General features: G+C 62.9%; 21 protein-coding genes and 1 pseudogene. 10 read left to right on the top strand and 12 right to left on the bottom strand.

Features of this window, described 5'->3' with window-relative positions:
* Positions 1-37: 37 nt before the first annotated feature.
* Genes AC56QQ_RS27325 through AC56QQ_RS27335 form a run of 3 tightly spaced genes read right to left on the bottom strand, consistent with a single transcriptional unit; the run spans position 38 to position 3,273 of the window.
* Positions 38-1,318 (bottom strand): ABC transporter substrate-binding protein, encoded by a 1,281-nt coding sequence (locus tag AC56QQ_RS27325; RefSeq protein WP_497124083.1) that lies wholly within the window; start codon positions 1,316-1,318, stop codon positions 38-40.
* Between the two features lie 39 nt (positions 1,319-1,357).
* Positions 1,358-2,413 carry a maleylacetate reductase gene (locus AC56QQ_RS27330; RefSeq protein ID WP_497124084.1) on the bottom strand — a complete coding sequence of 352 codons (1,056 nt, stop codon included), beginning with the start codon at positions 2,411-2,413 and terminating at the stop codon, positions 1,358-1,360.
* On the bottom strand, positions 2,410-3,273 hold the full coding sequence (locus AC56QQ_RS27335; RefSeq protein WP_497124085.1) for a dioxygenase family protein: 864 nt from the start codon (positions 3,271-3,273) through the stop codon (positions 2,410-2,412). The genes AC56QQ_RS27330 and AC56QQ_RS27335 overlap by 4 nt, the downstream gene beginning before the upstream one ends.
* A gap of 91 nt (positions 3,274-3,364) precedes the next feature.
* Between AC56QQ_RS27335 and AC56QQ_RS27340 the strand changes: the two genes are divergently transcribed.
* Complete coding sequence (locus tag AC56QQ_RS27340) at positions 3,365-4,315, top strand: LysR family transcriptional regulator (protein WP_497124086.1); 951 nt, start codon at positions 3,365-3,367, stop codon at positions 4,313-4,315.
* Positions 4,316-4,358: 43 nt separating this feature from the next.
* Here the strand turns inward: AC56QQ_RS27340 and AC56QQ_RS27345 are convergent, their stop codons facing one another.
* From AC56QQ_RS27345 to AC56QQ_RS27365, 5 genes are all read right to left on the bottom strand, one after another.
* On the bottom strand, positions 4,359-5,228 hold the full coding sequence (locus tag AC56QQ_RS27345) for an aldose 1-epimerase (RefSeq protein ID WP_497124087.1): 870 nt from the start codon (positions 5,226-5,228) through the stop codon (positions 4,359-4,361).
* Between the two features lie 283 nt (positions 5,229-5,511).
* Positions 5,512-6,291: an SDR family oxidoreductase gene (locus AC56QQ_RS27350; RefSeq protein ID WP_497124088.1), complete on the bottom strand. Its 780-nt coding sequence runs from the start codon at positions 6,289-6,291 to the stop codon at positions 5,512-5,514.
* A gap of 90 nt (positions 6,292-6,381) precedes the next feature.
* Entirely contained in the window at positions 6,382-7,332 is a 951-nt protein-coding gene (araH, locus tag AC56QQ_RS27355; protein WP_489859927.1) for an L-arabinose ABC transporter permease AraH, read from the bottom strand.
* 11 nt (positions 7,333-7,343) lie between these two features.
* Positions 7,344-8,855 (bottom strand): L-arabinose ABC transporter ATP-binding protein AraG, encoded by a 1,512-nt coding sequence (araG, locus tag AC56QQ_RS27360; RefSeq protein ID WP_497124089.1) that lies wholly within the window; start codon positions 8,853-8,855, stop codon positions 7,344-7,346.
* A gap of 70 nt (positions 8,856-8,925) precedes the next feature.
* Positions 8,926-9,918: an arabinose ABC transporter substrate-binding protein gene (locus AC56QQ_RS27365; RefSeq protein WP_497124091.1), complete on the bottom strand. Its 993-nt coding sequence runs from the start codon at positions 9,916-9,918 to the stop codon at positions 8,926-8,928.
* 259 nt (positions 9,919-10,177) lie between these two features.
* Between AC56QQ_RS27365 and AC56QQ_RS27370 the strand changes: the two are divergent.
* Together AC56QQ_RS27370 and dgoD are read left to right on the top strand one after the other, a co-directional pair.
* Positions 10,178-10,865: pseudogene (locus AC56QQ_RS27370) on the top strand (FadR/GntR family transcriptional regulator).
* Between the two features lie 14 nt (positions 10,866-10,879).
* Positions 10,880-12,028 carry a galactonate dehydratase gene (gene dgoD, locus AC56QQ_RS27375; RefSeq protein ID WP_497124092.1) on the top strand — a complete coding sequence of 383 codons (1,149 nt, stop codon included), beginning with the start codon at positions 10,880-10,882 and terminating at the stop codon, positions 12,026-12,028.
* A gap of 87 nt (positions 12,029-12,115) precedes the next feature.
* Here the strand turns inward: dgoD and AC56QQ_RS27380 are convergent, their stop codons facing one another.
* Complete coding sequence (locus AC56QQ_RS27380; RefSeq protein WP_091582685.1) at positions 12,116-12,556, bottom strand: Lrp/AsnC family transcriptional regulator; 441 nt, start codon at positions 12,554-12,556, stop codon at positions 12,116-12,118.
* A gap of 136 nt (positions 12,557-12,692) precedes the next feature.
* Here AC56QQ_RS27380 and rocF point away from each other — a divergent pair, with 136 nt between their 5' ends.
* Together rocF and ocd are read left to right on the top strand one after the other, a co-directional pair.
* On the top strand, positions 12,693-13,625 hold the full coding sequence (rocF, locus tag AC56QQ_RS27385) for an arginase (protein ID WP_497124093.1): 933 nt from the start codon (positions 12,693-12,695) through the stop codon (positions 13,623-13,625).
* A gap of 2 nt (positions 13,626-13,627) precedes the next feature.
* Positions 13,628-14,683, top strand: a complete 1,056-nt coding sequence (gene ocd, locus AC56QQ_RS27390; protein WP_497124094.1) for an ornithine cyclodeaminase — start codon at positions 13,628-13,630, stop codon at positions 14,681-14,683.
* Between the two features lie 111 nt (positions 14,684-14,794).
* Here ocd and uxuA read toward each other — a convergent pair whose 3' ends face one another.
* Positions 14,795-15,979 carry a mannonate dehydratase gene (uxuA, locus tag AC56QQ_RS27395; protein WP_497124095.1) on the bottom strand — a complete coding sequence of 395 codons (1,185 nt, stop codon included), beginning with the start codon at positions 15,977-15,979 and terminating at the stop codon, positions 14,795-14,797.
* Between the two features lie 189 nt (positions 15,980-16,168).
* Between uxuA and AC56QQ_RS27400 the strand changes: the two genes are divergently transcribed.
* The 3 genes from AC56QQ_RS27400 (at position 16,169) to AC56QQ_RS27410 (ending at position 18,073) form a co-directional block, all read left to right on the top strand.
* On the top strand, positions 16,169-16,903 hold the full coding sequence (locus tag AC56QQ_RS27400; RefSeq protein ID WP_497124096.1) for a FadR/GntR family transcriptional regulator: 735 nt from the start codon (positions 16,169-16,171) through the stop codon (positions 16,901-16,903).
* A gap of 22 nt (positions 16,904-16,925) precedes the next feature.
* Entirely contained in the window at positions 16,926-17,711 is a 786-nt protein-coding gene (locus AC56QQ_RS27405; RefSeq protein WP_497129144.1) for an SDR family NAD(P)-dependent oxidoreductase, read from the top strand.
* A gap of 191 nt (positions 17,712-17,902) precedes the next feature.
* Entirely contained in the window at positions 17,903-18,073 is a 171-nt protein-coding gene (locus tag AC56QQ_RS27410) for a hypothetical protein (protein ID WP_497124097.1), read from the top strand.
* 164 nt (positions 18,074-18,237) lie between these two features.
* On the opposite strand, the gene AC56QQ_RS27415 is transcribed toward AC56QQ_RS27410, so the two are convergent.
* Positions 18,238-18,669, bottom strand: a complete 432-nt coding sequence (locus AC56QQ_RS27415) for a hypothetical protein (RefSeq protein WP_497124098.1) — start codon at positions 18,667-18,669, stop codon at positions 18,238-18,240.
* A 675-nt stretch (positions 18,670-19,344) separates the two neighbouring features.
* Between AC56QQ_RS27415 and AC56QQ_RS27420 the strand changes: the two genes are divergently transcribed.
* Both AC56QQ_RS27420 and AC56QQ_RS27425 read left to right on the top strand, forming a co-directional pair.
* Complete coding sequence (locus AC56QQ_RS27420; RefSeq protein ID WP_497124099.1) at positions 19,345-20,385, top strand: proline racemase family protein; 1,041 nt, start codon at positions 19,345-19,347, stop codon at positions 20,383-20,385.
* Positions 20,386-20,578: 193 nt separating this feature from the next.
* Positions 20,579-21,565 carry a GlxA family transcriptional regulator gene (locus AC56QQ_RS27425; protein WP_497124100.1) on the top strand — a complete coding sequence of 329 codons (987 nt, stop codon included), beginning with the start codon at positions 20,579-20,581 and terminating at the stop codon, positions 21,563-21,565.
* A 36-nt stretch (positions 21,566-21,601) separates the two neighbouring features.
* On the opposite strand, the gene AC56QQ_RS27430 is transcribed toward AC56QQ_RS27425, so the two are convergent.
* Entirely contained in the window at positions 21,602-22,108 is a 507-nt protein-coding gene (locus AC56QQ_RS27430; protein ID WP_489859916.1) for a hypothetical protein, read from the bottom strand.
* Between the last annotated feature and the right edge of the window lie 220 nt (positions 22,109-22,328).

Below are 22,328 nucleotides of genomic sequence, written 5' to 3' on the forward strand. Positions count from 1 at the left end.
GTGAACGGGGAGAAGGACGCTGTTTCTGCCACCGCGCTCATCCGATGGCTTCCATCTTGCCGCCTGTCGGGATGTTCGGCGCGGTCTTGTTGTCGGTGATGACGAGATCGTAGCCGCCGCTGTCCTTCAGCCGCCATTGGCCGCCGACCAGCGGCGTCTTGGCAATGTTCTTGGCGGCAAAGGGCGGAAGCTTGGCACCGTCCCAGGCGATCGGCCCGACCAACGTGTCGAGCTTGGTCGCGGCGATCGCCGCCGCTACCTTGTCGCCATCGCCGGCCTCGCCCGCCCGCTTCATGACATCGGCGGCGATCTCGAACAGGGCATGGACAAAGCCGATCGGCTGCGTCCACTGGCGGCCGGTGACTTTGGTGAACCCCGCGGCCACCTGCGCCGAGCTTTCGCCGGTCAGCGACGACTTGAACGGATGGTTCGGCGTCCACCAGACTTCCGACGACAGATTGTGGCCGGATTTGCCGAGCGCCTCGACCGATTGCGGGAACAACAGCGCCTTGCCCATCGACGCCACCTTGGGGGTGAAGCCCTGTTGCTTGGCCTGGTTCCAGAAGGTGGTGAAGTCAGGCGGGATCATCACGCCGGTGATGATTTCGCACGATGCGCCCTTGAAGGCGCTGATCTGCGCCGAAAAATCATCGGTCAGGTTCTGGTAGCGGCCGGTGTCGGTCAACCCGTACCCGCCCTTGGCCAGCACCGGCGGGAAGCCGACCGTGCCGTCGCCCCAGGCGTTGCCGTCGCCGTCATTGGGAAAGAGACCGCCGACCTTCTTGTTGGTCTCGACCTGCGCCCACATGTTGGTGAAGACGGCAATGACGTCCTCCAGCCCCCAGAAGAAATGATACGCGTAGTTGAACGGCTTCCACGAGGCTGGGTCGCCGGGATTGCCTTGCTGGCCGATGAACCAGGGCTGCCATGGAGCCACGGTCGACAGGCACGGCACTTCTTCGGCTTCGCAGGTGGTGGCGACCGGGTTGGTCGTCTCAGGCGTCGAGGCGACAAGCATCAGATTGACCTTGTCGTTGACGATGAGCTCCTTGGCGACTTCCGCCGCGCGGTTGGGATTCGACTGGCTGTCCTTGACCACGACCTCGTAGTTGAGGCCAGCCGCCTTGGTGGCCGCCAGGAAGCCGTCGATGATGAATTTGTCGGCCTCGGCGAAGGCCGCCAGCGGGCCGGACTGGGGGCTGACATAGCCGAGCTTGATCGGCGCACTCTGCGCGATCGCCGGCATCGCTAAACCGGATGTGCCGGCAAGCATGCCGGTCGCGGCGGTATTCCTGATGAATTCGCGTCTGGTGATCATTGCTGTTCCTCCCTTTGTTGCCTTCAGCCTTGTTCGTCTTCAGTCTTGCGGGCGTCTTCCCTCCCACGCGTCCTGCAACAGGGCGCGGATTGCGGCGCGGTCGAAGGGCCGCGGATTCCAGTATGGATTCATGGTGGCAATCTCGGCGGCGCGATCGAGGTCGGCCTGCTTGAAGCCGAGCTCCTGCAATGTGAGTGGCGCCCCGACGGACTTGGCGAAATCGTACAGACCGCTACCGGCGCTGTTACCAAGAATGTCGGCGACCGGCTCGAGCAATTCGGGTACGGCGACGGCGTTGAAGCCGATCGTGTGCGGCAGCATGACCGCATGGGTCTCGGCATGCGGCATGTCGAACGAACCGCCGAGCGTGTGGCAGATCTTGTGGTGCAGCGCCATCCCTACCGTGCCGAGCACGGTGCCGCACAGCCAGGCGCCGTAGAGCGCGTCACCCCGTGCGGCGAGGTTCCTCGGCTCCTTCACCAGCACCGGAAGTGCCGCCTTCAGAGCGCGCAGCCCTTCCGTAGCCATCAGCGTCGAAACCGGGTTGCGGTCCTGCGCGTAGAGCGCCTCGGCGGCATGCGCCATGGCGTTGAGGCCGGAGGTGACGCTCATCGCCACCGGCAGGCCAACGGTCAGTTCCGGATCGTAGATCACCACTTCCGGCAAGATTTTTGCATCACGCACGGTGGTCTTCACGCCATTCTCGGTCTGGCCGAGGATCGGCGTCACCTCCGAGCCGGCATAGGTGGTCGGAATGACGATCTGCGGCAGGTCGGTGCGATACGCGATCGCCTTGCCGAGGCCCGTAGTCGAGCCGCCACCGAGTGCGACGACGCAGTCGACATCATGCACCTTGGCCAATGCGGCCTCGGTCACCTCGACCGGCGTATGCATCGCCGCACCCGAGAAGACCCCTGCCGCCAGGGGTCCAAGCCGCTTCGCCAGCGCCTCGCCATCGGCCGCTTGGTGCGGCGTCGACAGTACCAGCGCACGCTTGCAGCCGAGTTTCTCGACCCATGTGCCGACCTCGGATGACGCGCCGTTGCCAAAGACGATATGCGCCGGGCTGCCGGAGTAGGTGAATTGCCTCGTCATGCCGCCCAGTTCCCCTTGCGTGCCATCGCCATGATGAAACTGAAGTCGAGCGACCAGCCGTCGCCGACGCGTTTGAAGTCGCCGACCAGTTCCGGTTTGACACCAAACAGCGCGTCTTCGCCGAGACGTGGGTCGCCACGCTCGAACACTTGCGTGGTCAGCGTCTCGAAATTGTCGGCGCGGATGAGAAAATGCAGGTGGGCCGGACGGCTGAGCGGATAATTCAGCCGGCCAAGCATCTGCCCGACCGGGCCGTCATCCGGCACGCCGTAGCCGACCGGCTTGACCGTGCGGTAGTGGAAACGGCCGTCTCTGTCGGTGATGAAGACGCCGCGCAGGTTGAATTCCGGCTGCAGGTCGGGCTGCTGGTTTTCGTAAAATCCTTGCGCATTGGCTTGCCAGGTTTCGACCGTCGCGCCTGGTATCGGCATGCCATCCAGATCGATGACCCGCCCCGAGACGGTGAGCGGCGCGCCGACACCATCGAGCGAAATGTTGGCGCCGAGCGGCAGCCTTGGCGCATCGGCGCGATAGAACGGACCGCGCCCGGTGTTGGGCGTGGCGCCGTTCGGGCGGCGGGAATTGATGTCCTCAACCAGCGCGGTGACGCCGAGCAGATCCGACAGCAGCACCCATTCCTGCCTCTTGTCGTCGCTGGCGTGGCCGATTTCAGTGAGGAAGGCTATTGCCTGGCGCCAGTCCGAAGCCGTGGGGCGGGTCTCTTTGACGATCTGATGGAGATGGTCGACGACGGTTGCCAGGAAGCGCGGCAATGGCCCGGCTTTGGCCTTTGACAGGCGCTGGGCGACCAGCTCGGCGGAGTTGGCCTCGTTGAACGACGGTATGCCGGCCTGTGACATGTTCCTCCCCGGTTTCATCTCACGGAGGAAGAATAACGCAGGCCGGACACAAAAATGATGATTTCTGCCTGATTTTATATACCATATCGTTATGAAGCTCGACGAAAGGCATTTGATCCAGCTGGCGGCCGTGGTGCAGGCCGGCGGCGTCACCGAGGGGGCGGCCCTTGTCGGCCTGTCGCAGCCGGCGGTGTCGCGCACGCTGTCGATGCTGGAGAAGCGACTGGGCGAGCCGCTGTTCCTGAAGGGGCGCCGGCCGCTGCAGCCGACCCCGCTCGGCCGGGCGCTCGCCGGTCATGGCCAAGTGATGCTGGCGGCATCGCGCAAAGCCTCCGACATCGTCGCCAATTTCAGCCAGGGCCGTTCCGGCGTCGTGCGGGTCGGTGGCACGCCATTCTTCATGGACGCGCTGATCTCCGGCATGATCGCCGACTTCCAGAACGCCTATCCGGATGTGCGCGTCAACCAGAGCTACGGCTATCTCTCGGATTTGCGCGCCGCGATCAACGCCGACCGCATCGATCTTGCCGTGTGTCCGATCGACATCCTGGAAGAAGGGTCGGGCATGGAATTCCGCGAGATCCTGCCCGGCCGCAATGTCGTTGCCTGCCGCGCAACGCATCCGCTGCTGCTGCGGCGCAAGCTGAAGACCGGCGACCTGCTCGACTATCCCTGGATCGCGCCGCCGCCCGGCAGCCCGCTGCTGGAGGATCTGCGCAGCCTGCTGCTGTCACTTGGCGCCACCGAGATAAAGATCCGCTATTCCGGCGGATCGCTGACCAGCGCCATCAACTATATGAAGGAAACCGACGCGCTGACCGTGCTGCCACATAGCGTCGTCTTCGCCTTTCGCAAGGAGAAGTCGATTACCGCGCTTCCGGTGGCCATTCCGCATCCTGAGCGGGCGCTCGGTCTGCTCAGGCTTGCCGATACGCCGCGTGCGCCGGCCGTAGATGCTTTCGCCCGGCACATCCGCCGGAGCTTCGATGATCTCAAGCACCTCATCAAGCGCCATGAGCAGGCGGTTGTCTGGGGCGCTTAGAGTCCCAGAAATTTTCCCGGCGCATTGCGCTTGCCGACCGATGCTACAGCTCATTCCAACCCAGACGCATATGCGCGGTGATCGATCCACCCGGCTCGAGTGTGGCCATGCCACCGGTGTGATGGGCGTCCACCGTGTGCGAAACAGGTTCGAAACAGAAGAAATCGGCATCTCGCGCTGGCGAATAGAGAACGAAGACGTTCAGCGTCGACAATGTATCGACCGTGACCGTGATGGCGTCATCCGGCTGGGTGATCGAGGCACGGCCATCCCAGCCTTCGAAGGCGTTGTTGACCCAGGTGTCGGGAAGGAGCGCAGCTTGCGAAAAATCCCAGTCCGGGCGCGAGGTGAGCGATACCACCGCCGTCGGCAGGTGGCGCTCGTCCTCCAGCCAGACACTTCTGGCCGACGCTTGAAGCAAGGTGCGCGGGCTGCGTGGAAACCACGGATGGAAGCCGAGCCCGTAGGGCAGGCGGATAGTGGCCCGGTTCTCGACGGTCAGCACCGCGGCCAGCGCGCCATCCTCCAGCGCGTAGCGGACGCTTGCATGGTAGCGGTAGGGCCCGATTGCCCCGTCTTCCAAAACCAGCTCCATTTCAGTGCCGCTTCGCCGTGTCAGCCGCCACGGTCTTTGAAAACCGTCGCCATGGAGCGGGTACGGCTCGCCTTCGACATTGGGCTCGATAGCATGGTAGCGCCCTTCGAACTCGAAGCCCCCACCGGAAATACGGTTGGACCACGGAATCAGCAGTTGAGACCCGAACTTCAGCAGGCCCGTCGATGGCTTGATGAGCGGCGTGGGCGCCCGGCCGGGTCGTAGTGCATCGTAGCCCAGGATGGCGGCGCCCTCGCGAGGGCTCACCACCAGGCTTGCACGCCCGTCGGCAAGTTCGACCGCATCATTGTTTGTCATCGACGGAACGCCACGGCTACCAGCCACCATCGACGCTGATGTTGAGAATCTCGATACTGCCTTCGTCGCGTCGGCGCGATTTGCCATGACCATCGGACACTTGCAGGCAAACCCGCACGAGGGCGGATTGTTCGCGGTGCGGACAGGCGTTCGAGGCACGCCGACCAACCGGTTTGGATGAGATGTCCGTGGATCGACGCGCCATCAGTGGACCTTTCCAATTGCGGCCCTGGCAGGGAGCGATTTTGCGAGATCGTGAGGCCATGGTGTTCCTCGATTGCAATCAAGCAGGGTGCTGCAATTGACTGAGCCCACCATCGACTACGAGACAGGCCGCGTTCATGAACGGGCTCTCGTCGGAAATCATGAATACCGCGGCCAGGGCGATCTCGCGCGTCGAGGCGATGCGGCCGCCGGGATGCAGCGCCATCGTCTTGGCGCGCGCCTCGGCCGGATCGGCAAAGGTGTTCCAATAGTCGATGACCTTCTGCGTCTCGACATAGCCGGGCGCCAGCGCATTCACACGAACGCCCTGCCCCACATATTCGAGCGCCAGCGATTTGGTCAGGCCGAGCAGCGCGTGCTTGGCGACGGGATAAGGGAATGTGTGCGGAATGATGGTGAAGCTGTGCGTCGAGGCGACGTTGAGGATGGCGCCGCCGCCGCTTGCGATCATGCCCGGCAACACCGCCTTGCTGCAGTTCCAGGCACCCTTGACGTTGACGTCGAAATTACGGTTCCACTCCTCCTCGCTGGTGTCGAGTGGCGTCGAGAACACATTCACCCCGGCGTTGTTGATCAGCGCGTTGATCGGGCCGATCTCGGCGGCTGCCTGACCAACTGCAGCGGCAATCGCGGCACCGTCGCTGATGTCGGCCGCAACATGCCCGACATGGCCTTGCGGCGCGGAAAGGCCGGCGACGGTCTTGTCCAGCAACGCGCCGTCCTGGTCGACCAGGAACAGCTTTGCACCCTCGGCAAGGCAGGCCTCGGCGATGGCCAGCCCGATGCCTTGTGCCGCACCCGTCAGGAAGATGCGTTTGCCGGACAGGCGCTCAGTCATGGTTCTCACTCCAGTCGAAGACGGGTCATTCGCATCTTGCGCCGTGCGCCGTTTATAGCGCGGCTGCAGGCCGACATGCCCTGCCCTTGCTCAACGCCGCCCCAGCGCCGATGAGCGCAGATTGTCGAGCAGCACGGCGAGCAGCAGGATCACGCCACGCACGATGTACTGGTAGAAGGCCGGGATGTTGAGCAGGTTCATGGCGTTTTCGGCAATGCCCATGATCAGCACGCCGACGATGACGCCCGACATCATGGCGCGGCCACCGGCGAGCGAGACGCCGCCGAGCACGCAGGCCGAGATGACGGAGAGCTCGAGCCCGACCGCCGCGTTTGGCTGGCCCGAAGTGATGCGCGATGCGAGCAGGATGCCGGCGATGCCGCAGACGACGCCCTGCAGCGTGAATATCCAGATGCGTGTCCTGTCGACGTTGACGCCGGCCAGCCGCGAGGCCTCCGGATTGCCGCCGATGGCAAGTGTGTTCTTGCCGAAGACTGTGCGGTTCAAGACGAAGCCGAATATGCCGAACAAAATGGCCAGCACCCAGATCGGCGTCGGGATGCCGAGCAATTTCGACAACGCCAGCTGATAGAAATCCGGGCTGTTGATGCCGACTGCGCGGCCGTCCGACGCGATCAGCGCCAGGCCGCGCACGATCTGCATGGTGGCTAACGTCGTGATCAGCGCGTTAATGCGGAATTTGGCGATGACGACGCCATTGATAAAGCCGACGAACGCGCCGCAAGCGATTGCCGCCAGAAGCCCGAGCAGGATCGAGCCGGTCGCGTTCGACGCCATCACCGCGACCATGCCGGCAAAGGCGACGATCGAGCCGACCGAGAGGTCGAAGTCGCGCGCGGCAAGGCAGAACATCATGGTGCAGGCGACGATGCCGACGGTGACCACCGACTGCAAAAGGCCAAGCATGTTGCGGTCGGTGAGGAAGTTCGGCACCAGAGCCGACACCAGCGCGAAGGCGACGACGAAGATGACGACGAGCCCCTGTTCGCCGAGCAGGATTTTCTTCAACTGGTCGGTCATGGCAGAAGTCCTCAGGACGCGATCGCGTCGGGGGTTTTCGTGTCGGGAAGAGCGGCGGCCAGGATCGCCTTTTCGGCGAACTGGTCACGGGCGAGTTCGGCGCTGATGCGCCCGCCGCACATCACCAGGATACGGTCGCAGATGCCCATCACCTCAGGCAGTTCGGAGGAGACGACGACGATTGCCATGCCGTCCTCGGCAAGCTGGTAGAGCAGTTCGTAGATTTCCGCCTTGGCGCCGACATCGATGCCGCGCGTCGGCTCGTCGACGATGAGAACCCGCACGCCCTGTTCCGACAGCCAGCGGCCAAGAATGACTTTCTGCTGGTTGCCGCCGGAGAGGTTTATGATGTCCTGCTTGCGTGAGGGGGTGCGCACCTTGAGCTTGTTGATGAAGGTTTCGGCGGTCGCGATCTCGCTGGCGCGATTCAGCACGCCGAAGCGCGTGTGATGGCGCCGCGACGAGATGTTGATGTTCTCCTCGATCGAACGGCCCTGGATGATGCCGTCATGCTTGCGGTCTTCCGAGCACAGCACGATGCCGGCCCGGATCGCGTCATGCGGATTGGTGGCATGAACGACCTTGCCGTCGACGATAATGGTGCCGCCCGAGCGCGGGTCGGCGCCAAAGACCAGCCGCATCAGTTCCGACCGCCCGGCGCCGATCAGGCCGAAGAAGCCGACGATCTCACCGGCCTTCGCCTCGAAGCTTGCCGGCGCCCTCAGCTTTGCCCCAGAGACAGTGTCGACTTTCAGGCGAACCTCTCCGGCCCGACGCGGACGAAAACCCCAGATGTCGGAGATTTCGCGGCCGACCATCTCGGCGACGACCTGATCGCGGGTGACACCTTGCAGCGAAGCGTGGTGCGCCGCGAGCTTGCCGTCTCGCAGCACGGTCAGGCTGTCGCAGAGCCGGAACACCTCGTCGAGCCGATGCGAGACATAGATGATGACCTTGCCTTCGCCGCGCAGGCGGTCGATCAGGGCAAACAGGATTTCGCTTTCGCGCGACGACAGCGACGAGGTCGGCTCGTCCAGTGCGATGACACGGGCGTCGAGCATGATCGCCTTGGCGATCTCGACCATCTGTCGTTCGCCGATGGACAGCGTCTTGACCTTGCGCCGCATGTCGATGTCGATGCCGGCCGACTTCAGCTTGGCGCCGACGTCGTCCAGCATCCGGCGGCCGGCGATGATGCCGGCGCTGGCGGGAAAACGGCCGAGGCTGAGGTTTTCGGCAACGGTGAGTTCGGGAACGAGCTGCAGTTCCTGGTGGATGACGATGACGCCACTGTCGAAAGCATCCCGGGTCGAGGCATAGGCCTGGACCTTGCCATCGATGCGGATCTCGCCCTCTTCGGCATGCTGGTCGCCGGAGAGAATCTTGATCAGGGTGGATTTGCCCGCGCCGTTCTCGCCCATCAGGCCATGCACCGCGCCCTTGTCGACGCCGAACGAGACGTCCGACAACGCCTTGACGCCCGGATAGGTCTTGGTGATGTGGGAGAATTCGAGAAAGGACACCGCGCCGATCCTTCTTGTGCCATGGCAAACAGGCGGCGGGATGAGCCGCCGCCTGTTTGTACAGGGAGGATTATTCGATGCCGAGGCCCTGCCGGACCTTTTGATAGTCGTCGCGCTTGGCCAGCGCGCCGGAGGTCAGGATCAGCTTCTCCGGTTCCTTGTTGTTGGCAACCCAGTCGTACATGTTGAGCGCCGTCTCATAGCCGTGGCGCTTCGGCGAGATGATCACCGTGCCAACAAAGCCGGTGGCGGTCGGCTTCTTGAACTCGTTGATTGCCGAATCCGCGCCGCCAATGCCAACGCCGATCATGCCGTCGGCCGGAATGCCGACGCTTTCGGACGCGCGCACAGCACCCAGCACCGCTTCGTCGTTAAGGCCGAAGGAAACCCATTTCTTGATGTCGGCATGGGCGTTGAGCACGACCGTCGCGGCGTTGAGCGCGGCTTCCGTGTCGGTCTTGGCCTGCGGGGCGTCGAAGATGTTCTCGTCCTTGAAGCCATTCGCCTTCAGTACCGAGATGGCGCCTTCGACACGGTCGACGGCTGTCGGCAGCTGGTCGTAGGAGACGCGGATGGCACCGACCTCGTCGGCCTTCCAGCCGCGCGCCTTCATTTCGTCGACGATCGCCTGGCCGACGGCCTCGCCGATCTTGGTTGCCGAGATGCCCATATGCGGCACCTCTTCCAGGGCCTTGCCGTCGGCACCGACCAGGCGGTCGTCGACGGTCATCAGCTTGAGATTGTTGGCGGCGGCCTTGGCGACGATGCCGGGGCCAAGCTTCACGTCCGGGGTGCAGACGATGAAGCCCTGGGCGCCCCGGGCGCCGAGATTGTCGATCGCCGACATCAGCTTCTCACCATCCTCGGCACCGATCTTGACGAGGGTAAAGCCCTTTTCCTTGGCGGCCTGGTCGGCGAACTTCCATTCGTCCTGGAACCACGGCTCCTCGGGCTGTTTGACGATGAAACCGATCTTGGTGTCCTGAGCATAGGCAGAAGCGATCGTCGTGACGGACAGCACGGCAAGCGCGCCCGCGACGAGCGCGGTTTTTAAAAGTCGCATGATTACCTCCCAGCGATAGACCGGGCGCTCAGCCCGGGTGCCGGAGTGTTTATTCGCTTTTATCATACTCGTCAATTGATCTGGTATGATAATTAATGTACATGCTCCGACCAACGATCGCTGGCGCAATTGATCCGCATCCGTTAAGGCCGGACAGATTGTGCGAAACCAGCGGATTCGCCGCCTTTGGAGGAGGGCCGAGGTGACCGATATCGTGAAGAAGGCACAGGGCGAAGCGGTCATCCGTCGCCCGCGCGTCATGCCCGATGTGACCAAGGCGATTGCTTCGGACATCTTTTCCGGACGCTACCCGGCCGGATCCTCCTTGCCGACCGAAAACGAACTTGGCGTCGAGTATGGCGTCAGCCGCACCGTCATCCGCGAAGCCCTGAAGGTGCTGGCCGCCAAGGGACTGATACTGTCACGGCCCCGTGTCGGCACCGTCGTCTGCAATGAGGACGACTGGAACATCATCGATCCCAGGTGCTGGCCGGCACGCGCCGCATGCGCTGGACGACAAGCTCTTCGACGCCATCCTCGAAACGCGCCGCGCCATCGAGCCGCTGGTCGCCGAGCTTGCCGCCACGCGCGCAACACTGCAGGAGATCGCCGATCTCGAAGCGGCCTGGCGAGGCATGGCAGGCGCCGGTGAGGATCTCGCGATGTTCTCGCGCTCCGACATCGCCTTCCACCAGATCGTCTATGCCGCGAGCCATAACCCGATCTTTCGCCAGATCGGAAATTTGATCGACGCTGGCCTTAAATTCTCGCTGGAAGCGACGGCGACCATTTCGCTCGAGCGGCGCATGGAAGCGGTGGCGGCGCATCGCGAAGTGGTGGAGGCGCTGCGCATGCGCGATGCCCAAGCGGCGCGCGGCGCGGCCAATCGAATTCTCGACCTCGCGGCGCGCGACCTCGTCAGCGCAAAAAAACTCAAGAACAACTGAGACAGACAGACCGCATGAAAATCATCTCGCTCACCACCTATATCGTGCCGCCGCGCTGGCTGTTCCTGAAGATCGAGACCGATGCCGGCGTCACCGGCTGGGGCGAGCCGGTTGTCGAAGGCAGGGCGCTGACCGTCGAGGCGGCGGTCAAGGAGCTTGGCGATTATTTGATCGGCAAGGACCCTCGCCTGATCGAGGACCACTGGACGGTGATGCATCGCGGCGGCTTTTACCGAGGCGGGCCGATCCTGATGAGCGCCATCGCGGGCATCGACCAGGCACTGTGGGACATCAAGGGCAAGGCACTCGGCGTGCCAGTGCATGAGCTGCTCGGCGGCAAGCTGCGCGACTCTATCAAGGTTTATTCCTGGATCGGCGGCGACCGGCCGGCGGAGGTCGTCGCTGGTGCGAAGGAAATGGTGGCACGGGGCTTCCTGGCGCTCAAGATGAACGGCACCGAGGAACTGCAGATCGTCGACAGCCATGACAAGATCGACGCGGCGGTCGAGAGAGTCGCCATGGTGCGCGAGGCGGTCGGCCCCGGCATTGGCATCGCCGTCGACTTCCACGGCCGGGTGCACCGGCCGATGGCGCGTATCCTGGTCAAGGAACTGGAGCCCTATCGGCTGATGTTCATCGAGGAGCCGGTGCTCAGCGAAAACCGCGAAGCCTTGAAGGAGATCGCGGCCCTTGGTTCGACGCCGATTGCGCTCGGCGAACGCCTTTACAGCCGCTGGGACTTCAAGTCGGTGTTCGAGGAAGGCGTCGTCGACATCATCCAGCCCGACCTGTCGCATGCCGGCGGCATCACCGAGTGCCGCAAGATCGCGGCGATGGCGGAAGCCTATGACGTGGCCGTGGCGCCGCACTGCCCGCTCGGGCCCATCGCGCTTGCCGCATGCCTGCAGCTCGACGCGGTCAGTTATAACTGCTTCATCCAGGAGCAGAGCCTCGGCATCCACTACAACGGCGCCAATGACCTGCTCGACTATGCCGCCAACAAGGATGTCTTCCGCTACGAGGATGGCTATGTCGCCATTCCTGATGGCCCGGGCCTGGGTGTCGAGATCGACGAGGACTATGTCAAGGAGCGCGCCAAGGAAGGACACCGCTGGCGTAACCCGATCTGGCGCCACAAGGACGGCTCCTTCGCCGAGTGGTGATCCCATACTGGAGCCGGCTCCGAGTCGAATTGCATCCCATAGGCTTCGAATTCGGCTTTTCGAGTCGGCCGTCAGTCTTCGCACCAGCTAGGTCAGTCGTGCCCGCGTCGTGCGCGGCGTGGCCAGGAGCAGGCTCGTTTCGCTGCCCGTTATGCCGGCTATGAGCCGGATGCGCCGTAGCACGGCATCGAAATCCGTCAGTGAGGCGGTCCCGAGTTCGACCACAAGGTCCCAGCGGCCATTGGTGGTATGGATGGTGGAGACTTCGGGGAAGCCACCCAATGCCCGAACCACGCGGTCGGCGGCATGTCCCTCTATCTCGATCAGCATGATCCCGCGGATGCGCTGATCGACGGCGTCGGCGCGCAGCACCACCGTGTAGCCGATGATCTCGCCAGATCGTTCCAGCCGCTCCATACGCGCCCTGACCGTGGCGCGCGAGACCCCGAGATCGACCGCGAGGTCCGACACGCTGCGACGCGCATCATGCCGCAGCAAGGTCACGAGCCGTTCGTCCAGCGCATCCATAGAGTCTTACCAATCTGATCAGTTTCAGTACCAATATGATAAAGCAGGCTTTTCGAATTGCCAATTGTGCCTGTTCATATCGCCGGCTCGCCATGGTTCCCTCGCGGCCAATCGAACTTGAGCCGCGGAAAAAACAATGCGTTGCAGGATCGTCGGGGCGCCCGTGCAGGACGGCGCTGGCAGAATGGGATGCGAGATGGGGCCGAGTGCGCTCAGGACCGCCGGACTTGCCGAGGTGCTGTCCGGCCTCGGCCACTCTGTCGAGGATATGGGCGCCGTCCAGGCAATTCCGGTGCGGCGCGTTGTGCATGGCAACTTGGCGCTGAAGGCCCTGCCCGAGGTATCGGCCTGGACCTCCGCCATTGCCGAGGCCGCCTATGCGGCCAGCAAGGACGGCATGCCGATCTTTCTCGGCGGCGATCATTCCATCTCGGCCGGGACCTTGTCGGGTCTCGCCCGCCGCGCCACAGAGGCCGGGCGCGCGCTGTTCGTGTTGTGGCTCGACGCGCATCCGGACTTCCACACGCTCGACACCACCGCCAGCGGCAATCTGCACGGTGTCCCGCTCGCTTATGCCAGCGGTCAGCCGGGTTTCAGTGGCTATTTCCCGGATCTGCCGGCAGCGGTCGACCCCAAGCGTATCTGCGCCATGGGCCTGCGCAGCGTCGACCCGGCCGAGCGCAGCGCGCTCAACCAGGCGGGGGTCACCGTGCACGACATGCGCGCCATCGACGAGCATGGCATCGCGCCGCTGCTGCGCGCCTTCCTGGCGCGGGTATCCGCCGAAGACGGGCTGCTGCATGTCAGTCTCGACGTCGACTTCCTCGACCCGTCGATCGCGCCCGCGGTCGGCACCACGGTTCCCGGCGGCGCGACGTTCCGTGAGGCGCATCTGGTGATGGAGATGCTGTCCGACAGCGGCCTCGTCTCCAGCCTGGACCTGGTCGAGTTGAACCCCTTTCTGGACGAGCGTGGCCGGACCGCGACACTGATGGTCGACCTGACGGCGAGCCTGATGGGCCGCCGCATCATGGACCGTCCGACCCGCAGCCATTCCGGGAGCTTTTGATCATGACCACAGCCAAGCTGAACATCGTCCCCTTCGTCAGCGTCGACCGCATGATGAAGCTGGTGATTGCCATCGGCATCGAGCGCTTCCTGACCGAGCTCGCCGGCTACATCGAAGAAGACTTCCGTCGCTGGGAGCTTTTCGACAAGACGCCACGCATCGCCTCGCACAGCCATGACGGCGTCATCGAGTTGATGCCGACAAGCGATGGGCGCCTCTATGGCTTCAAATATGTCAACGGCCATCCGAAGAACATGCGCCAGGGTTTGCAGACGGTCACTGCCTTCGGCGTGCTCGCCGATGTTGGCAGCGGCTACCCGATGCTGCTCACCGAAATGACCATATTGACCGCGCTGCGCACCGCCGCCACATCCGCTGTCGCCGCCAAGTATCTGGCGCCGAGCGGCGCACGCACCATGGCCATCATCGGCAACGGCGCCCAATCGGAATTCCAGGCGATCGCCTTTAAGGCGCTGACCGGCATCGACCGGCTGAGGCTCTACGACATCGACCGGTCAGCCTCGCTGAAATGCGCGAGGAACCTCGCTGGCATGGGCTTCGACATCACCATCTGCGGGACCGGGCAGGAAGCGGTTGAAGGTGCGGGACTCATCACGACCGTTACCGCCGACAAGCAGTGCGCCACCATCCTCACCGACAACATGGTCGGCTCCGGCGTCCACATCAACGCCGTCGGCGGCGATTGCCCGGGCAAGACCGAACTGCACAAGGACATCCTGCTGCGCTCCGACATTTTCGTCGAGTTCCCGCCACAGACCCGCATCGAGGGCGAGATCCAGCAGCTGGATCCCAACCATCCGGTGACCGAACTCTGGGAAGTGATTGCCGCCAAAGCCCAAGGACGCCGGGACGCCAAGCAGATCACGCTGTTCGATTCGGTCGGCTTCGCGATCGAGGACTTTTCGGCACTGCGGTATGTTCGTGACCAGTTGCAAGCAACAGGCCTTTATGAGGAACTCGATCTGCTCGCCGATCCCGACGAGCCTCGAGACCTGTTCGGCATGCTGCTGAGGGCCGCCATGCAGCCTGCCGCATGAAGATCCGACGGGATGTCCCCCCTCAGGGATATACATCGTTGGAGATGGGGCCTTCGTAGACATAGCACGACACGAGGCGCAAACAGCGACCCTTCGTCCGCTTGGCGACCCCTAGGCCAGCCCGAACCGCTCCACGGCGCGCATGATGCCACGCAGTTCGGCGAGGCCTTTCAGCCGGCCAATCAGCGAGTAGCCGGGATTGATCCTGGTCTTGCCGATATCGTCGGCGAGCAGATGGCCATGGTCTGGTCGCATCGGAATGCGCCAGTCGGCACGGCCTTCGCCGCGACGGCGCGCCTCTTCCCGCATCAAGGCGAGAATGACATGCGCCATGTCGGTGCCACCCTCGAGATGCTCGGCTTCATGGAACGAGCCGTCATCCTCGATGGTGATGTTGCGCAGGTGCACGAAATGGATGCGGTCGGCGAATTCCTTGACCATGCCGACAATGTCGTTGTCGGCGCGCGTGCCGTAGGAGCCGGTGCAGAACGTCAGGCCATTGGCCGGGCTGTCGACGGCATTGAGGATGAACCGCGCGTCGTCGGCGGTCGAGACGATCCGCGGCAAGCCATAGAGCGAGAATGGCGGGTCGTCGGGATGGATGCACATGCGCACCCCCTCCTGCTCGGCCAACGGTATGATCTCGCGCAAGAACCAGGCAAGGTTGTCACGCAATTCCTTCGGCCCGATGGAATCGTATTCGGCCAGGGCCTCGCGAAAACTGTCGCGGTTGTAGCTGCGCTCGGTCGCTGGCAGGCCGGCGATGAGGTTGCGCTCGATCCTGCCGATGTCTTCGTCGCTCAGTTCCCTCAGTCGCGATTCCGCCGCGGCGATGCGGGCGGCGGTGTAGCCGGCCTCGGCATTCCTGCGCTTCAGCACAAACAGGTCGTAGGCAGCGAAGTCGATCGCATCGAAACGCAGAGCATAGCCCGTCGTCGGAAGCCGATAGGCCAGATCCGTGCGGGTCCAGTCGACCACGGGCATGAAATTGTAGCAGATCGTCGCGATGCCGGCCTTGGCAAGCGCGCGGATCGTTTCCTTGTACCAGCCGACATAGCGAAGCCTTTCCGCCGAGCCGATCTTGATCGAGTTATGGACGGGAATGCTCTCGACGACCGACCAGGTCAGCCCTGCCGCCTCGATGATCCGCTTGCGCTCCAGGATGCTCTCGAGCGGCCAGGCGCGCCCGTCATAGATATCGTGCAAGGCCGAGACCACGCCTGTCGCACCTGCCTGCCTGACATGATCGAGCGTCACCGGATCGTCCGGTCCATACCAGCGCCAGCACTGTTCCATTGCGACTTTCCTTCTGCGAGAGGTCGGCAATCTATTGTTGGACCACAATGGGAGTCAAACTAAAATTCGACCACCAGCCCTTGAGGTTTTGCCCGTCCTGATCACAAATCTTAAGAGTGAGAGCCAAAATCGATTGTTTTCCCCGAAGTCTGCGATATGCTGGTCCAACAATTAGAGGAAGCCGTGACGTTGAAAGCCTCCCAAGCCGTGCGCGAGAATGCCGCCGCGCGGCGCATCAGCGGCAGGTCCGCGGTCGACACCACGGCCGGGCGGATTCTTGATCTCATCCGCGTGCGGCAGCTGAATGTCGGCGACGTGCTGCCGACCGAGCGTGAGCTTGGCGAGCTCACCGGCGCCAGCCGCAATACGGTGCGCGAGGCGTTGCGTACCATCCGCACCTACGGGCTTATCGAGCCAAAGCCCCGCGTCGGCGCCGTCCTGGCCAACGGGCAGAGCATCGCCATCCAGAATTTTTTCGCCGCGCACATGGATATTTCGCGCTCCTCCTTCGCCGACATACAGGGCTACAGGCGCATCATCGAAGTCGGCATCGGCGACCATATCATCCTGCATGCCTCGAACGAACAGATCGAGGCACTCGACGAAATCAACGCCCGGATCATTGCGAGCCGCTCGGTCGAAGAGTCCGCCGAGAACGATTTCAATTTCCACATGGCGCTGATCGGTCTGGCGGACAATCGCATGCTGACGGACATGTATTCCTTCCTTGCCCCCGTGATCCTGCGGATCATGACCATCGGCAAGGAAATGCGCCCGGTGCTGGCCGATACAAGGGCTGCACATGGCGAGATCATTGCGGCGCTGCGCGCGCGTGACAGGCTGGCTTACGCCTACCTGATGAGCCGCCATCTCGATTTCGCCTTGCGTTTCCTGCCGGAAGAGCCGGCTTCCGATCGTGAATGAAGGAGTTCCCACAATGCCCACAATGAAGGAGTTCGACGGCAAGGTGGCATTGGTGACGGGGACGACCGGGATCGGACTCGCAACCGCCAGACGCCTTGCGGCGGGGGGTGCCGCGATCATCGCCTGCGGCATCGACCGCGCGGCAAACGCGGCGATGAAAGCAGAACTGGAAGGCTCCGGAGCCGGGGCGCTGGTCATAGGCGCCGACGTCTCCGTGCCCGATCAGGTTCGCGACGCGCTGGCGGCCGGCGTCGAACGGTTCGGCGGCCTCGACATCATCGTCAATTCGGCGGCGGTCCATCCCTATGGAACGGCGACCAGCACCGATTTCGAGACCTGGAACAAGGCGATGTCGGTCAATGTCGGTTCGATCTACCTGACCGCTCATTTCGGCATCCCGGAAATGACCCGCCGAGGCGGTGGCGCCATCGTCAACGTGGCCTCGGTGCAGGGCTTCGCCTGCCAGCAGAACGTCGCCGCCTATGCCACGACCAAGGGCGCCATCCACACGCTGACGCGCGCTCTGGCCCTCGACCACGCGCGCTCCGGCATCCGCGTCAATTCCGTCAGCCCGGGCTCGATCCGCACCCCGATTCTGGAGATGGCCGCGCGCGGTGACAATGGTAGCGATGCCGATGTCGAGGCCGCCTACAAGCGCTTCGGCGAAGCGCATCCGATCGGGCGCATCGGCGAGCCGGAAGAAGTGGCGGAACTCATCGCATTCCTGTGTTCGGCGAAAGCCGGGTTCTGCACCGGCGCGGACTACAAGATCGATGGCGGCCTGACCGCCGGCATTGGCGTGAAGTAAAACCATGAAGATCGCTCTTGGCCTTTACCGGGAGTCCCTGACCCCAGACAATTTCCGCTTCACCCGGCAGGCTGGCGCCACCCACATCGTTGCCCACCTCACCAACTATTTTCGCGGCCGCGACCCTTCTCTTTCCGCCGGCGGCGAGAGGGAGGGCTGGGGCGACTGCTCCACCGATGAGCTCTGGACCTATGAGGCTTTCGCCAGACAAGGAAGGCGTCATTGTCATTCCGCGACATGCGGAGGAAGAGGTGGTTCGGCTGGCCCTCGAAAAAGTGCGCGGTGAACGGCTGGTCGCCAAGGCGATCCGGGAGGGCATGAGCGCGGTCGAAGCGTACAGGACCTTCGGCGTCATGAGATAAGTCGAGCAGGAAACCAGGTTCTTCAAGGCATAAGGCTGAAGGGCTCGCGAGCTTATTGGCCGCGAGCGCGAGGGCATGCATCGACTGTCACTCTGCAGACCGGGGTCAGCGGGATCATATCGCGGTCACAGACACGCAACGATCCTCACCTCAAGCCGGCCAATTCAGTACATGATCCTTTGCCTCAGCCATGCAAAAAATCCATTCCCTCGAACTGTTGCGCGGACTCGGGCGGCGGCCCAACGCGCTTTCATGGTAGCACCGGCATGGCAATCGCAGACGATCTCGTGCAGTTGCCAGTCGCTCAGTTCGAAGAAACGCTTGGCTTCACCATACGTGTCATCTTTCAGGCCCGAAGCGCGTAGCACCGGGTCTTCGAAGGCAACAGCGATTGGTGATCCTTCCCCACGCACCCCGGCACGTTCCTCCAGGGGCAAATATTCGGTACCTGCAAACGCTGCAAGGCATCGCTCGGGATGTTGCTCGAGAAGTTCAGCCCAGCGCTCGATACGCTGGTTCCGTGTCATTGCCGAATATGCAGCCGAAGATTCAATCTTGGCGACCGCATGCAGTTGATCGAGTGTCTGATGTTTCATGGTCGGCTCCTGTCAAGAGGGAGAAGCACCCACGCCTTCAAGGAAATTATCGCGCGGTGAGGCTTCGACAAGAGCAGGCGCGCATAGCCCACGGCCTGACAAAAGTTCTTCTCGAAATCAGCCTGCCTGCCGGCCAGCGCACCAAGTCCGAAATCGGCCTTGCTGTCACCTACAGGTGTTGATGCCGAGCAGCTGCAGGCCGCGATTTAGGCAGCGGAAGTGATGCGGCATCTCCATTTGCGGGCAAAGGGGGGCAAGTCTCCCCGTTCATGGAAACAGGAGCAAGGAACATGGCGACGAGCGTCGTAGCGGCGATGTCGTGCCGGGCGCCCGTGTAGGCGCGACGTGCGCTGCACAAATTATGATTTCAGTTGTTCGGCTTAGGCTGGACCTAACCAGACCGGCGCCGAAACGCGTCCGCACCGTCGGCAGGCACCATGGCTCACCCACAGACATTGGCGCGAGAATTGCCCAGCCGAGGCACTCCGCCGTAATCGACGTGCCCGCCGTTGTCCCACCCTCTCAGGGACCAGTTGGATTTTTGGGCTGAACACGATCGTATTGGACAACGACGATCCTTTCCCAGAAAGTTTCGCCGTGGGGGCATCCGGGCCTGACCTTCGGGACTCGCTGCTCGTTTCGCCGCAAAGAGCTTGCAATCGACAAGGAAAAACAATGCGTACGAAAACCGCTATTCGTGTCGTCGGCTGCCATGCCGAAGGTGAGGTGGGCGACGTCATCGTGGGCGGCGTGCTGCCGCCGGCGGGCCGCACGATGATGGACAAGATGATCACGATGGAACGTGATCACGACCATATAAGGCGGATGCTGATCTGCGAGCCGCGCGGCAGCGTTGCGCGCCACGTCAATCTGCTCGTTCCCTCGACGCGCGAGGATTGCGTCGCGGGCGCCATCATCATGGAGCCGACCGAATATCCTCCGATGTCCGGTTCCAACACGATCTGTGTTGCCACCGTGCTGCTCGAGACCGGCATGGTGCCGATGCAGGAGCCCGAGACACGTTTCAAGCTCGACATGCCGGGTGGCGTCATCGAGGTGCGCGCCGAATGCCGCGACGGCAGATGCCTGTCGATCACCTTCCGCAACGCGCCCGCCTTTGTAGATCGCCTGGACGCCAACATCGAGGTCGAAGGACTCGGCACGCTCACGGTCGATATCGCCTATGGCGGCATGTTCTATGCGATCGTCGATGCCGGGGCGCTCGGCTTCTCGGTCGCCCCCGACGAGGCTCGCGAACTGGCGGTGGCCGGCGAGAAGGTCCGCCGGGCCGCGCGCGAACAGCTCGATGTCGTCCATCCCGAATTCGACCACGTGCGCGGCGTGTCGATCGTGCAGTTCGCCATGCCGTTCCAGGGCCCGGGCAATGTCACCCGCAACACCTGCATCGTCTCGCCGGGCCGCTCGGACCGCAGCCCTACCGGGACCGGCACATCGGCCCGCATGGCCGTGCTGCAAGCCCGCGGCTTGATGGGGGCGGGCGACGTACTGATCCATGAATCGATCATCGGCTCCCGCTTCACCGGCAGGATTGTGGAGCTGACGGAGATCGGCGACCGCAAGGCGATCGTTCCGGAGATCACCGGCCGGGCCTGGATCACGGGCGAGCACAGCTACTATCTCGATCCGACGGACCCGTACCCTCAGGGCTATGTGCTGTCCGATACCTGGGGCACCTCCACCTCGGTGAAGCAGTAGGTGCACCGAGGGCAGGGCTGTGCGACGATGGCAAAGGGTAAGGTGTTGTGGATTAACGGCGGACAACGATCGATTGCATCGGCGAACTGATGCAGCCGATCGCCGCGGATGCGATCACTCGTTCCATATGCGCTTGCGGGCACGGTGACATCGTCAGATGCTGTCGCCCCAATAAGCACAGAGGCAGGCGATGATGAAATCAGCCAATGAGGTTCCGGAGATCGACCGATTGAAAATCGGCTTTGTTCTCGCCCGTTCCTTCACCCTTTCCGCATTCGCCCTGTTCGTCGACACGCTCAGATTGGCGAGCGACGAGACCGACAAATCCGGCAGGGTTTTCGCTGATTGGCAGCTTCTGGCGAGCACCCGGAACCTGATCACCTCCAGTTGCGGAGTCCAGGTCGCGCCGACATCGGATTTCGTGGATCCAGGCGAGTTCAACTACATCGTGGTCGTGGGTGGGCTGCTGAACAGCGAATTCCCGGTCGACAGCGACACCGTCAGCTACCTCAAGCGAGCCGCCGCCGCGAAGGTCCCCTTGATTGGGGGTACGGGAACGTTCATCCTCGCCGAGGCCGGCCTGATGAAGCACCATCAGACTTGCGTCAGCTGGCTCCACTTTCAGGCTTTCCGCGAGCGCTTTCCGGATCACGCGGTCAGGGCGGACCGCCTGTTCAATCTTGACCGCACCAGGGGATCATGTGCCGGCGGCAGCAGCGCGGCGGACATGGCGGCGTCGATCGTCAGGCGCCATATCAGCAGGGAGGCCGAGACAAACGCACTCGAAGTGCTGCAGATCGAGAAGGCGCGCTCGGCGTCGGACATCCAGCCGCGCAGGCCGCTTTCCATCGATAGCCGCGATCCCAGGCTCAAGGCGGCGCTCATCATCATGGAGAACCACATTGAGAATACAATCTCCATTCCCAAGCTGGCGGCGTTGGTTGGAATATCCCGAAGGCAACTCGAGCGCCTCTTCATGGAGAAAACAAACAGTTCTCCGGCACTTGTCTACACAAGGGTGCGTCTGGAGCGGGCGAAGCACCTGCTGATGCAGACCCGGGCTCCGATGATCGAGATCGCCATTGAGGTCGGGTTTGAAAACGCCTCGCATTTTTCGAGGCTCTTCCGCCAGACTTATGGTCAGCCGCCCAGCAAGTTCAGATCGGCGGTTTCGAACTGACTTGCCTACATTTTCCAGAATCAGATGCTTCTTTGATCATTGCCTGATGAACGCGCCCGCGTAGGTCTGGCCTGCAAGTGTATAGGTTCCGGCAAGGGTTCCGTCGGGCAGCATCTTAAAGCTGACGTCCGCGCCATTGGGGAGGCGCCCAAGCTTCAACGTAGTCCCCACAATAGTTCCAGCACCAGCGGCCTCTCCGGGATTGTTGTCGCCCACGGTTCCCCACGCATAGGTGACAGTCACCTTTCCGTTCGATGAAACAGATTGAACAGCCAGCTTACCTTCATATGTGCCCTCCAATCGTCCGGCCCATATGCCCGAAAAAGCAGCGTACTTTGTTGGAACGCTCTTCGCAGGTGGAGTGATTGTCACGGATTGATCCAGGATTGCCGAGCCGGGAGAAACAGCGGCGGGATCCAAGGCAGGCTGGGGAGGAGTGGCAACAGGATTCGACGCAGGTTCGAGAGCGGGTTGCGGCGCTTCAGGAGCCGATTGGCACGCGGCGAGCGCGAGCACCGCGAGGCCAAGCATCGTGTTCCGCATCAAATTCTCCACTTTCGTTCCTCCAAGGCAGGAACGGACAATTGAGGTCCCGACGTCCGCCCCAGCCTCAAACCCGCATACCTCCGCTGCAGAGCACTTTGCATTAGGCTCATCAACAGCCTATCTCCAATCATGGACCTATCCGAAAGCCCACCGACCGGCAGAAAGTTCCATTCCCACCCAAGGCCAGATGTCGGAGGCGCGGAAGGGAACTGGTGGG

This window comes from Mesorhizobium sp. RCAM 05099, from assembly GCF_059683685.1.